Source organism: Niallia sp. CD-39 (genome assembly GCF_059874745.1).
The window spans coordinates 999,636-1,011,812 of the sequence record NZ_JCBCPS010000001.1; the positions used below are offsets into that span (position 1 = coordinate 999,636).

A 12,177-nucleotide genomic window follows, 5' to 3' on the forward strand; every position below is an offset into this window, starting at 1 on the left:
CTATTTTCACTTTAACATGAAATGTTCATCATGTTATTATAATAAACATTTTCAGAAATAACCAGTCCTGCCACTGAAAGTCCTTTTTTAATGGATAAATCATAACCGTTTCCAACTTTCTCGCATATCGTGTTAGTAACAGAGCCTATGTATTAGAACTAAAGGGGCTAAAAGCGATAATAAAGGAGGGAATAAAACATGATGCCAAGCCCTAGAGCACCATTCCGTGGTGGAATGCCACCACGTGGATATAGGCAACCACCCATGATGCCAAATTACCATCCGTCAATGCAAGGAGGTAGGATGCACTACAATATGCCTCACCAATTTAATGGGCCGCAAGGAAGGCCCAGAAATATGCAACCCGGCATGGGCGGATCTCCGATGGGGAACGGTCGCAAAGGTGGATTGCTTTCAAAGCTATTAGGTGGTGGGAAGAGAAATTCAGCCATGCAAGCTGCTGCACAAGCTGCACCAATAGCAAATGCTGCTGACAGCCGAGCCATAACACCAGGGATTTCTAGTGGTGGTGGGATTTTAAAGGCAATTACTAATCCGGGAGCCTTAAATGGATTTTTAGCAAATACACAAAAGTTTTTAAATACAGCTGGACAATTAGGGCCGATGGTTTCTCAATATGGGCCAATGGTGAAAAACATCCCAGCCATGTGGAAACTTTATAGAGGGTTGAAAGATATGCCAGACGCAAAAACAGAAGATACAAGTGCAGAACCAAAGGGTAAAAAAAACTCTAGCTCCTCTAGTAAACTACCCGTACAGGAAGATAAGAAACAAACAGTTATTCAAAGTGCAAAGAAGTCAAACGCATCTGAACCTCCAAAACCGAAATTATTTATTTAACCAATCATTGTAATTAAACGGTTTATAGTAAGAGAATGTAGGCAAAAACAGAATTCGACTTTGTCTACATTTTTTCATGAGAAACTTAATAAACGAGAAAACCCTCAGTATATCTTGAAAACACTTATCAGACTAATCATGTAGTAAAGTGAAAAACTGAATAGAACACAAGGTTCATGAAGGAACGACTGAGACAAATACCGATGTATTAGAAAAGTTTGTCAACACTCTGGGACTATAAATAAGTTATTTATAGTCTTTTTTCTGTTCAATAAGGTATCCTTCTTTGAGTTATTGCCTCATGTCTTATATAATGGATAAGAGTACGAGAATGAAATGGGAAAACAGAGAAGAGAATGTTTTTGTTTAGGAGGAATTCCGATGAAAGTCTTAAAAATATCTCCCCGCGGTTATTGCTATGGGGTTGTTGATGCGATGGTTATTGCCAGAAATGCTGCTTTAGATAAAACTTTGCCACGACCAATCTATATACTAGGAATGATTGTTCATAATAAACATGTAACCGATGCGTTCGAAGAAGAAGGGATCATTACATTAGATGGGAAAGACCGAAACGAAATACTAGATAAAGTAGACAATGGAACGGTTATTTTTACCGCGCACGGTGTATCACCTGAGATTCGTAAGAAAGCGAAAGACAAAGGACTTGTTACTCTTGATGCCACATGTCCTGACGTTACGCGCACACATGATTTAATTCGTGAGAAAAAAGAAGAAGGATATCAAATTATTTACATTGGTAAAAAAGGGCATCCAGAACCTGAAGGAGCACTTGGAGTAGCGCCTGACATTGTTCATCTAGTTGAAAGAGAAAGCGACATTACAAATTTATCTCTTGAAGCGGACAAAATCCTTGTTACAAATCAAACAACGATGAGCCAATGGGATGTTCTTGATGTCATGGATACGATAAAAGAAAAGTTTCCGCATGCAGAGTTTCATAAGGAAATATGTATGGCAACTCAAGTTCGACAAGAAGCAGTTGCTGAACAAGCTGGGGAGGCCGATGTTTTAATCGTTGTTGGAGATCCGAAAAGTAATAACTCCAACCGCCTTGCCCAAGTATCTGAGGAAATCGCCGGAACAAAAGCATATAGAATTGGAGACTTATCTGAGTTGAACCTTGACTGGATTCGTGATGCGAAACTAGTAGCAGTAACCGCTGGTGCATCTACACCAACACCAATCACAAAGGAAGTTATCACCTTTATCGAGCAATATGATCCAGCCGATGACACAACTTGGCTTGCAGAAAAGAAAGTACCATTAAGCAAAATCTTACCAAAAGTTAAAAAAGCTAAAGTATAAAAAAGGAGAATGTGACAAAGTCTAAAAGTCGCCTTGTCTACATGTTTTTCAAAGGGATTTTTAAAATAAGATAAACCATCAGACTGTCTTTATAACGCTTGTCAGACTAGGCGTGCAATCGAAGACCCGAATAGAACAGACGGTTCATGAAGGGACGAGTGAGACAAACAACGACTTATGCAAGCATTTGTCGGGCAGTATGAAAGGAAGTCGGAAAACCGACTTCCTTTTTTATACAAATATAAACGGATCTGTATGAAGAACTGAAGGAAATATGTTTACTTCGTATCCTTTATCCTTACATAGCTTTTGCAGCTCATTCACGACGCCCTGCTTCATTACTTTCTCTACATTATGACCAGGGTCCACAATATTCAACCCTTCCATCATCGCGTCGTGTGCTACATGATAATATAGATCACCAGTTACGTAGACATCTGCACCCTTGCGAATTGCATGAGAGTAATACTTGTTTCCGTCTCCACCTAGCACTGCCACTTTCTGAATGCGTGCATTTTCATCTCCAACCATGCGTACACCTTGAACGTCCAGTGATTGCTTCACATGCTCTGAAAACTCCCTTAAAGTCATCTCTTCCTTCAACTTGCCAATTCGCCCTAGCCCTAGCTCTTCCCCTTTGTTTTCTAACCGATAAAGGTCATAAGCGACCTCCTCGTATGGGTGAGACTTAAACATCGCTTGTAGCACTTTCTTTTCGAGATGATCTGGGAAGATTGTTTCGATTCTCTCCTCCACAACCGTTTCTAGGCTACCACTCTCTCCTATATACGGATTGGCTTGATCTGTCGGTAAAAACTGACCATTACCTTCAGTAGAAAACATGCAATGACTATATTCTCCAATATGACCGGCACCAGCATCCCCTAATGCAGTTTTCACAGCATTCGCATCGTTTACAGGTACATAAACAACTAGTTTTTTTAATCCGGTTGTATATGTAGGAACTAATACTTCTGTATCTTCAAGTTGTAGGGCGCAAGCCAATAAATCATTAACCCCACCATTTGCTACATCTAAGTTCGTATGTGCAGCATAAATGACGATTTCATGCTTGATAATTTTCTCTATCATTCTTCCGTATTTCGTATCTGTTGCTATTTTCTTAATTGGTCTAAAAATAAGGGGATGATGAGCAATGATTAATTCAACATTTTTCTCAATGGCCTCATCAATGACTTCCTCAGTTACATCTAATGCAACCATTACATTCGTCATTTTTCTATTTAATCGACCAATCTGCAAACCAATTTTGTCCCCCTCCATTGCATATTGCTTTGGAGAAAATTGTTCAAACAGTTGAATGAGTTCATGTCCATTTGGAGTTTTCATCGTAAAACCTCCTCAACAAAGTTAATTTTTTCTTTGAGCTCAGTCCTCTTTGCTTCATTCTCTTCAGAGTTTGCTGCAAGTTCCAAATTCGTTAAAATTCTTTGCCAGTTGTTCTTCTCATTTTCCCATTTCAATTTGAAGGCATCAGTCTTTTCTTTCATTAAGAAAGGCCCAAGCAATAATTCTTCTTTTGACATTGGAGCAGCTTCATGTTCTGAATCTGTTCTCTCCGCTACAAGTACCTCATAGATTTTTCCGTCTTCTTCTAAAATCTCCTCAGCAACTAAATGCCAATGATTTTGCTCAATCCACTCTCTTATAGAAACGGCACTAATATTCGGTTGTAAGATTAATCTTGAAACGTTCACAAGCTTTGCTGCTCCTGCTTCAAGTATGGAACGAATTAATGCTCCACCCATTCCTGCAATCGTAATGCAGTCTACCTCTCCAACTTCCACTGCTTCTAATCCATTCCCTTTTCGAACAGTAATTAATTCTGTTAAGCCTTCTTGTTGAACCTGTTTTTTAGCAGACTGATAAGGTCCCTCAACTACTTCTCCTGCAATTGCTCTTTTAGCAATGCCTTTTTTTATAGCATAACAAGGTAAATATGCGTGATCCGAGCCAATATCTGCAATTACACTCCCCTGAGGGATGTATTTTGTAACAGTCGTTAATCTTTTAGATAATTTTTCAGCGTTCATGTTTTCACCACTTCTTTTTATTCCTTTAAATATTGTTCATTTATGATGATAGCTTAAAAGAACAAGTGTTATCAACTATTGGACAATAATCTAAACTAATAGCGTTTGATATGAAGAAAACCCTCTGTCGAAAAATCAACAAAGGGTTTTATGTATACATTATTCTAAGCCGATTAACCATTCAGCTATATCAGCTTCCTTGCCTGCTACTGCAGCGATTGCTGGCATGCTACCTTGACCATTTTTAATAATGTCAGCGATCTCATCTGCGCTGTATTTATCACCAATGCCTACTAACTCTGGTCCCATTCCACCTTGAAGCTCATTTCCATGACAGCTCATACAGTTTTGCTGATATAATTCGTCCGGACTAGCTTGAGCAACCTCTTCAGTTGTGTCTCCGTTATCTTCTTTCGTTAATTTCTCAAAGTCTCCGAGACCTTTAAATGATAGTAAGAACATTGCTCCTACACCAATTACCATAATTAAAACGAAAGGCATAATTGGATTACGGTTCATTGTTACCCCCCCTTATGTATGAACGCTACAATAAAATTAAGAAAACATAAACAACACCTATTTTACTTTAAAATCCATAGAAGGAAAAGCCCTAAAGTGAAACTTGTCGCTACATGTTCATAAATTTGACAAAAAACTCTACCAATAAGGATAGAGTTTTCAATTTAGAGTAAAATTATTCACAATATTTAACAACCAATCAGTCTGGCAATAACCATTCTTTGAACTTCCGATGTCCCTTCGCCGATCTCAGTTAATTTTGCATCTCTCATATATCTCTCAACATGATAGTCTTTCATATAGCCATAACCACCATGAATTTGCACCGCTTGATCTGCTACTTCCATGCTGATTTCTGAAGCATAGAGCTTGCACATCGATGCTTCTTTAGCAAATGGCCTACCTTGATCCTTTAGCCATGCTGCCTTGTAAACCATATTTCTCGCTAGCTCAATCTTCATCGCCATATCTGCTAATTTAAACTGGATCGCTTGAAAATGAGAAATCGACCGGCCAAATTGCTTTCTCTCTTTCGCGTACTGTAATGCCTTCTCATAGGCCGCTTGAGCAATTCCTACTGACATTGCACCAATACCAATTCTTCCGCCATCTAGCGTCATCAGGAACTGTTTAAAGCCCTCTCCCTCTTTGCCGAGCAAGTGCTCAGTCGGAACGCGTACATCATTTAGTACGAGCTCTGTTGTATTCGACGCATGCAAACCCATTTTTTCGTATTGATCAAGAATTGTAAATCCTTCAGCATCAGTAGGCACTATTATTGCACTAATTTGCTTCTTTCCATCCTTTTCACCTGTCACAGCGGTTAGCGCTAAATGCTTAGCATACGTTGCATTTGTGATAAAGCATTTGTTCCCATTAATGATGTACTCTCCATTTTCTTCTCGCGCAGTCGTCAACGTTCCTCCTGCATCTGAACCCGCATTTGGTTCTGTTAACCCAAATGCACCTAGGCTCTCTCCTGTACATATTGGAGTTAAATATTTATCTTTTTGCTCCTCCGTTCCAAATAGATTTAACGGAGCTCCTCCTAATGATATATGTGCAGAATATGTGATCCCAGTTGAAGCACAGGCTTTACTTAATAGCTCTGTTACAATGGCAAAGCTCACTGTATCCGCTCCAGCTCCACCATATTTTTCAGGGAATGGTAATCCCATTAATCCTAACTCAGACATTTTTTTCATTAAGTCAATAGGAAACTGTTTTGTACGATCTCTTTCTAATGCACCTGGTGCGACTTCCTCTTCTGCAAATTCACGAATCGTTTTATACAACATTTCTTGCTCAGAAGTTAAATCAAAATTCATACATATCCCCCTTAAGTCTCCTCGATTGTATCCGCTTACATTTATCATTATATACAGAAGGGGATATTTTTCTCAACATTTAAAAAATTTTAAATAGTTGTAAGTTATATGAAAATAGAAATTAATAAAACAATCCCACCGAGTGCTCCAGAAATTGATAAATAATGAAGACGGAACTTTATGCCGACAATGAACCAAATAATAATATGTAAGGACAACAGTATATAAAGTGCGGCTGTATTTCCTTGGAGAAAATAAGTGACGACTTCCGTAGAGATAAATAACAAAGTCAATGCCATAATAATGATCGGTATATGGACAACTAATCCTTTTCTAATAAAATAAAAAGCAAATAAAATCCCGCCAATCAAAAGAACAGAAAAGATGACCATTTGCAAAATGATTGACAATTCAGTAAAATAAACAATATAAACACATAATGGCAATACAAACAGAAATGGTAGCAAATAGAGCATCGACTTCCTCGACTTTGTCTGCTTTACTGTTTGCGGCTCTCCTTCTGTATAGAGAGCTAATAAATAATTACAGTATTGTTCAGGTAATAGCTTACTTCTCTTCCAATGTTCAATTTCCTTAATGACAATTTCGCGCCTTTGAGCATCCATTTTTACACATCCAATTTGAATTAAAAAGAAAATAGTTCACTTCCATTTTAAGAAGTAAACTATTTTCTGACAATGACTATTCTCATTCATTTGTAGGAATAAAGTACCTTTTATTCTAAAAAGTCCTTTAATCGCTTGCTTCTACTTGGATGGCGTAGCTTTCTTAACGCTTTTGCTTCAATTTGACGAATACGCTCTCTCGTTACACCGAATACTTTTCCAACTTCTTCAAGTGTTCGTGTACGCCCATCATCTAAGCCAAAGCGTAATCTTAAAACATTCTCTTCACGATCTGTAAGAGTATCTAATACATCTTCAAGTTGCTCTTTTAATAGCTCATATGCAGCATGCTCTGATGGAGATGTTGCGTCCTGATCTTCAATAAAGTCACCTAAATGTGAATCATCCTCTTCACCAATTGGTGTTTCTAAGGATACTGGTTCTTGAGCAATCTTTAGGATTTCTCTTACTTTATCTGGGGTTAAATCCATATCCTCAGCGATTTCTTCTGGTGATGGTTCACGACCTAAATCTTGCAATAGCTGTCTTTGAACACGAATTAATTTATTAATCGTTTCAACCATATGAACAGGGATACGAATTGTACGTGCTTGGTCAGCTATAGCACGTGTAATTGCCTGGCGGATCCACCAAGTAGCATACGTACTAAACTTAAAGCCTTTACGGTAATCGAACTTCTCTACCGCTTTTATCAATCCCATATTCCCTTCTTGAATTAGATCAAGGAATAGCATACCGCGACCAACGTAGCGCTTTGCAATACTAACAACTAATCGTAAGTTAGCTTCTGCAAGACGTCTTTTTGCTTCTTCATCTCCAGCTTCAATACGGTTCGCTAGAGAAATCTCTTCCTCTGCTGTTAACAAATCAACTCGACCAATTTCTTTCAAATACATTCTGACAGGGTCATTGATTTTTACGCCAGGTGGCACACTTAAATCATTTAGGTCAAACTCTTCTTCATTCTTTGTAAGCTGCTGAATATTTGGATCCTCTTCATCGTTGTCACCAACTAATTCAATCCCTTGATCCCCTAAAAACTCATAATACTCATCCATTTGATGGGAATCTAATTCAAAGCTAGCCAATCTTTCTGCAATATCGTCATAGGCGAGGATACCTGTTTTCTTACCTACCTCTAATAATTGTTCCTTTACTTGTTCCAGGGTCAATTCTGAATCAACCTCTTTTGAACGGGCCGATTTTTCAGCCATTTGTCCCCCTCCTTCCAAAAATCACCGACGAACCAAATTTTATTTCATTAATTCATGTTCACTATAAAAAGTATAAGTCCTTCCACAATGGATGCTCTTCCTTTAAACACAATCATTGTTCCATCTTTAAAGCCTTTTCTAAATGGATGATTTCCATCGCAATCTGTGCTGCTTTTTCAAAATTTTGTTGACGTTCAGCTTCTTTTGCTTCTACCTTTTTTTCTTTTATGATGAGCATTTTTTGATAATTCAACACCTGTTTTATATAATCAGACAATTCCTTTTCTGTTGCTTCATCATTTATTTCAATCATTGATATGTCAGCTATAATCCCACGAAGTTTTTCATCCTGTACAAATTGTACAAATGAGCTGACATCAGGAGGATGACCACTTTCATAAAAGCCTAGTAGGTAGGTAAAAATTGCCTGGTGTTCATCCATATTAAACGAATGCCCTGATAGGCTTGTCGCAATCTTAAATGCAAGATCTGCATCCTTCACACTATGTGCAAGCAAGTGGCGTTCAGCAATCTGGTAGGCATGTCGCTTCTTGATTGTTTGAATCGCTTTTATTTTTGGTTTTGTCTGCTCTTGACGAGGATTTTGCCTTCCACCATGATGAATTTGCATCGATTGCTCTTTCAATGCTTCTAACGATAGATTAAACTCTTCTGCTAATTGGCGTAAATATAAATCCTTTTCAACGGCTTGATCGAGTGCTGCTATTTCCTTCAACACATCTTCTATATATTGAAGACGATCTCCTTCATCTTTTAAGTTTTTCCCTCTTTTATAATAGAAAAACTTAAAAGCCATTAACGTAATACTCGCCTCTATGACTTCAAGCTTAAACTTTTTTTCGCCAAACTGACGAATATAATCATCAGGGTCAAGTCCTTGTGGCATCATTGCAACCCGTATTTGGAAGCCAGATTTTTGTAACATTTGAGCAGATTTAAAAGTTGCCTCAATTCCAGCATTATCAGAGTCGTTACAAATCGTTACATGTTGAACTTGCTTTTTAAGCATCGCAATATGCTCATCAGTTAAAGAAGTACCCATCGTACCAATGCTGTTTTCAACCCCTGCCTTTGTCGCTGAAATAACATCAGCAAAGCCTTCAAACAATACGACACGTTGATGTTTCTTTATATGTGGTCTAGCCATATGAAAATTGTATAAGATCTTACTTTTATAAAAAATTGCAGTTTCAGGACTATTTAAATATTTTGGCTCATCATCGCCCATTGTTCTTCCTGAAAAAGCAACAGTGTACCCATTACGGTCAAAAATTGGAAAAATAATTCGGTTGCGGAAGCGATCAAAATATCGACCGTCTTTCTCACTTTTAATGATCAGGCCAGCTTTTTCTAAAAGTGCTTCCTCGTATTTACGCTTCGTCAAATACTTATATACGAAATCCCAAGATGGAAGCGCATAGCCTATTTGAAACTTTTGAATGGATTCCATTGTGAATCCTCTATCAAGTAAATACTGTAAAGCTCCTTCGCCTTCCTTTGTATTTACGAGAAGATGGTGGTAGAATTTAGTTAATAGTTCATGTGCATCTAGCATCAACTGTATATCTGGAGAACGTTTACGCTCTCCCTTAACAGATGACTCATCAACATCTATCTGCACATTTGCCTTGTTCGCTAGTTTAACTACTGCTTCTTGAAAAGAATACCCTTCTAACTCCATTAGGAAGGAGAATGCATTCCCTCCAGCGTGACAGCCAAAGCAATAATAAATTTGTTTCTCTTCTGAAACAGAGAATGATGGTGTATTTTCACCATGAAAAGGACATAAACCAAAATGATTTCTTCCTTTTTTGGTTAGTTGAACATAATCGCCAACTACGTCAACAATATCAACTGCCCGTCTAATTTCTTCAATTTTTTCTTCAGGTATTCGCTCTGCCATAAAGAACAACTCCATTTATTCCTTTTAGAGATATTCTATAAAGATGTTTAAAACCCTTCAAATTTCGACAAAATTTTTGTGAAGTTTTGTATAAATTGTTCTCGATCCTGCTGTGTGAAGCGTTTTGGGCCCTTTCCATATACTCCTTTTCTTCGTGCTTTCGCAGAAAGATAACGAAATTCAAGGGCTGTATCAATCATATCTTCATGATAGAGTAGACCTCTTGGTGAGATGGCAATCACACTTTTCGCAAGTAAGGTAGAAGCTAGCCCTATATCTTGAGTAACCACAACATCACTTTTCTTCGTGTGGTTCATTATGTAGAGATCGACAGCTTCCTTCGTCGCATCTACATAAACCCATTCACCGCTAGAATCATTTCTCATATGTGCATAAGAAGCAATAAAGATTACATGTACTGCAAATTCCTTTGTGATTTCGACAATTTCTTCTTCCACTGGACAAGAATCTGCATCTACAAACACAACGGGTTTGTCTAATGTTCTAATAATTCTACATCACTCCGTTTATTCCTTCTTTCCCATATAAGTTTCACGAGGATCGATATGTCGAATTTTTTTTTTGAGCTTCGCTTGACTTCTAACAATAAATAGTTTATTCGTTCAAACTCCACTCTAAACCTATTCAGAAAGATTTTTTCTCACAATTTTTTATTATAGTATAAGATATGCTATTTTTCCATCCTTTTTTGTTATAGAAATCCAGAACATTTACAGCATCAAATGCAAAGCTAGCACCAAATTTCATGTGCTAGCTCTGTGGAAAGCTTCTTCTATATTCATTCAGAATTAAGTTCGCCGTTTCTTCAACTGCTTTATTCGTTACATCGATAATTTTGCAGTCCATTTTTCCAACGATTCGATCGAAATATTCGATTTCTTGCTTAATTCTTTCGATGTTTGCATAACTTGCATTATCATTTAAGCCTAGTGAAATCAGACGTTCTCTTCGAATATTATTCAGTTTCTCAGGACTGATTTTTAAACCAAAGCATTTCTGTTGATTCACTAAGAATAGCTCTTCAGGTGGGTCAACCTCTGGGACAAGCGGTACGTTAGCTACCTTCAATCGTTTATGTGCTAAATATTGAGAGAGTGGAGTTTTTGAAGTACGAGACACTCCGACCAGAACGATATCCGCTTTTAAGATTCCTCTTGGATCTCGACCGTCATCATATTTCACCGCAAACTCAATCGCTTCAACTTTTTTGAAATAGTCATCATCGAGCCTTCTTACTAGTCCAGGTTCATTCAACGGTTCTTTGCCACCGATGGCTTGAATTTGATCCACAAGTGGTCCTATGATGTCGTACACATAAATGCCTTCTTTTGCTGCTAATTCATTCATATACTGTCGAATTTCTGGCCTCACCAATGTATAAGCTATCATTCCTTGATCAAATTTAGCAAGCGATATGACTTCATCGATATGTACCTTTTCCTCTACATATGGGAATCGCTTAATGATGATCTCTCCACCGTTAAATTGACTTGTTGCAGCTTTCGTTACTAATTCAGCTGTTTCTCCCACAGAATCAGAGACAACATATATTACCGGCATTTTTCCCATTTTATAAGATCATTCCCTTCTAACATACATATATTTTAATGATCTTCTGCAAGTGCTACAAAAGCTTTTGTTAAGTTCGTTTTCGTAATTCGTCCAGTTACTTCGAAACCGTGATCAGTTTCTTTAACAATCGGAATAGCGTCAATCTGCTTATCAATTAACTTGTGAGCAACATCAATCAGTAAATCCTCTTTTTTACACATTGTAATATTGGGCATTCTCGTCATAATAATATTAACAGGGATAGCGCTCAACTCTTGCTTTCCTAGACTAGCACGTAGTAAATCTTTTCGAGAAAGCACTCCAACTAGGACTGAATTTGAATCCACTACAAATAAGGTTCCTACATCTTCTAAAAACATCGTTACAATCGCGTCATAAACAGAGGCATTCTCTTTGACTACAACAGGAATGGATTGATAGTCTTTTACATACAGCTTTTTCATATTTTCCGTTAACAATTGCGCTCCTGTTTTCCCGCTATAAAAATAACCTACTCGGGGCCTTGCATCTAAGTACCCTGCCATTGTTAATATAGCTAGGTCTGGTCTTAGTGTCGCTCTTGTTAAATTCAGTTGTTCGGCAATATTTTCACCTGTTATCGGACCATTTTCTTTTACTATTTCTAATATTTTTTCTTGCCGTTTATTCAGTTCGATCGTCCTCACCACCTTACTCACAATCGTGTGAAGTATCTTCATTTCTTATCTC

Annotated in this window: 12 protein-coding genes; 2 read left to right on the plus strand and 10 right to left on the minus strand. The window is 37.7% G+C overall.

Translation table 11 applies throughout. The annotated features are described in order from the left end of the window. The first annotated feature begins 198 nt into the window (after positions 1-198). Entirely contained in the window at positions 199-861 is a 663-nt protein-coding gene (vrrA, locus tag AC6F34_RS05125; RefSeq protein WP_500769601.1) for a VrrA/YqfQ family protein, read from the plus strand. 381 nt (positions 862-1,242) lie between these two features. Then, positions 1,243-2,190 carry a 4-hydroxy-3-methylbut-2-enyl diphosphate reductase gene (locus AC6F34_RS05130; RefSeq protein ID WP_500769603.1) on the plus strand — a complete coding sequence of 316 codons (948 nt, stop codon included), beginning with the start codon at positions 1,243-1,245 and terminating at the stop codon, positions 2,188-2,190. Positions 2,191-2,421: 231 nt separating this feature from the next. Here the strand turns inward: AC6F34_RS05130 and AC6F34_RS05135 are convergent, their stop codons facing one another. From AC6F34_RS05135 to ccpN, 10 genes are all read right to left on the minus strand, one after another. Continuing rightward, on the minus strand, positions 2,422-3,540 hold the full coding sequence (locus AC6F34_RS05135) for a Nif3-like dinuclear metal center hexameric protein (protein WP_500769605.1): 1,119 nt from the start codon (positions 3,538-3,540) through the stop codon (positions 2,422-2,424). After that, on the minus strand, positions 3,537-4,244 hold the full coding sequence (locus tag AC6F34_RS05140) for a tRNA (adenine(22)-N(1))-methyltransferase (RefSeq protein WP_500769607.1): 708 nt from the start codon (positions 4,242-4,244) through the stop codon (positions 3,537-3,539). Before AC6F34_RS05140 ends, AC6F34_RS05135 begins: the two co-directional genes overlap by 4 nt. Before the next feature lie 159 nt (positions 4,245-4,403). Then, positions 4,404-4,763, minus strand: coding sequence for a cytochrome c550 (gene cccA / locus AC6F34_RS05145; protein ID WP_500769609.1), 360 nt, complete (start codon positions 4,761-4,763; stop codon positions 4,404-4,406). Between the two features lie 188 nt (positions 4,764-4,951). Then, positions 4,952-6,091, minus strand: a complete 1,140-nt coding sequence (locus AC6F34_RS05150) for an acyl-CoA dehydrogenase family protein (RefSeq protein ID WP_500769612.1) — start codon at positions 6,089-6,091, stop codon at positions 4,952-4,954. Between the two features lie 104 nt (positions 6,092-6,195). Further along, positions 6,196-6,717, minus strand: a complete 522-nt coding sequence (locus AC6F34_RS05155; RefSeq protein ID WP_500769614.1) for a hypothetical protein — start codon at positions 6,715-6,717, stop codon at positions 6,196-6,198. 110 nt (positions 6,718-6,827) lie between these two features. After that, complete coding sequence (gene rpoD / locus AC6F34_RS05160; RefSeq protein ID WP_500769616.1) at positions 6,828-7,952, minus strand: RNA polymerase sigma factor RpoD; 1,125 nt, start codon at positions 7,950-7,952, stop codon at positions 6,828-6,830. 112 nt (positions 7,953-8,064) lie between these two features. Next, positions 8,065-9,876 (minus strand): DNA primase, encoded by a 1,812-nt coding sequence (gene dnaG / locus AC6F34_RS05165; RefSeq protein WP_500769618.1) that lies wholly within the window; start codon positions 9,874-9,876, stop codon positions 8,065-8,067. A 47-nt stretch (positions 9,877-9,923) separates the two neighbouring features. Beyond that, entirely contained in the window at positions 9,924-10,385 is a 462-nt protein-coding gene (locus AC6F34_RS05170; protein ID WP_500770155.1) for a YaiI/YqxD family protein, read from the minus strand. 262 nt (positions 10,386-10,647) lie between these two features. Further along, complete coding sequence (locus tag AC6F34_RS05175; RefSeq protein WP_500769620.1) at positions 10,648-11,466, minus strand: pyruvate, water dikinase regulatory protein; 819 nt, start codon at positions 11,464-11,466, stop codon at positions 10,648-10,650. A 35-nt stretch (positions 11,467-11,501) separates the two neighbouring features. Beyond that, the gene (gene ccpN, locus AC6F34_RS05180; RefSeq protein ID WP_500769622.1) at positions 11,502-12,167 is read right to left on the minus strand and encodes a transcriptional regulator CcpN; all 666 of its coding nucleotides are present in this window, start codon (positions 12,165-12,167) and stop codon (positions 11,502-11,504) included. Positions 12,168-12,177 lie beyond the last annotated feature (10 nt).

Bases quoted from the DNA above. Each gene is read 5' to 3' on its own strand.
- AC6F34_RS05155 (WP_500769614.1), bottom strand. From the start codon at position 6,717: ATGGATGCTCAAAGGCGCGAAATTGTCATTAAGGAAATTGAACATTGG.
- AC6F34_RS05135 (WP_500769605.1), bottom strand. From the start codon at position 3,540: ATGAAAACTCCAAATGGACATGAACTCATTCAACTGTTTGAACAATTT.
- AC6F34_RS05140 (WP_500769607.1), bottom strand. From the start codon at position 4,244: ATGAACGCTGAAAAATTATCTAAAAGATTAACGACTGTTACAAAATAC.
- ccpN (WP_500769622.1), bottom strand. From the start codon at position 12,167: ATGAAGATACTTCACACGATTGTGAGTAAGGTGGTGAGGACGATCGAA.
- AC6F34_RS05150 (WP_500769612.1), bottom strand. From the start codon at position 6,091: ATGAATTTTGATTTAACTTCTGAGCAAGAAATGTTGTATAAAACGATT.
- vrrA (WP_500769601.1), top strand. From the start codon at position 199: ATGATGCCAAGCCCTAGAGCACCATTCCGTGGTGGAATGCCACCACGT.
- AC6F34_RS05130 (WP_500769603.1), top strand. From the start codon at position 1,243: ATGAAAGTCTTAAAAATATCTCCCCGCGGTTATTGCTATGGGGTTGTT.
- rpoD (WP_500769616.1), bottom strand. From the start codon at position 7,952: ATGGCTGAAAAATCGGCCCGTTCAAAAGAGGTTGATTCAGAATTGACC.
- AC6F34_RS05175 (WP_500769620.1), bottom strand. From the start codon at position 11,466: ATGGGAAAAATGCCGGTAATATATGTTGTCTCTGATTCTGTGGGAGAA.
- dnaG (WP_500769618.1), bottom strand. From the start codon at position 9,876: ATGGCAGAGCGAATACCTGAAGAAAAAATTGAAGAAATTAGACGGGCA.
- cccA (WP_500769609.1), bottom strand. From the start codon at position 4,763: ATGAACCGTAATCCAATTATGCCTTTCGTTTTAATTATGGTAATTGGT.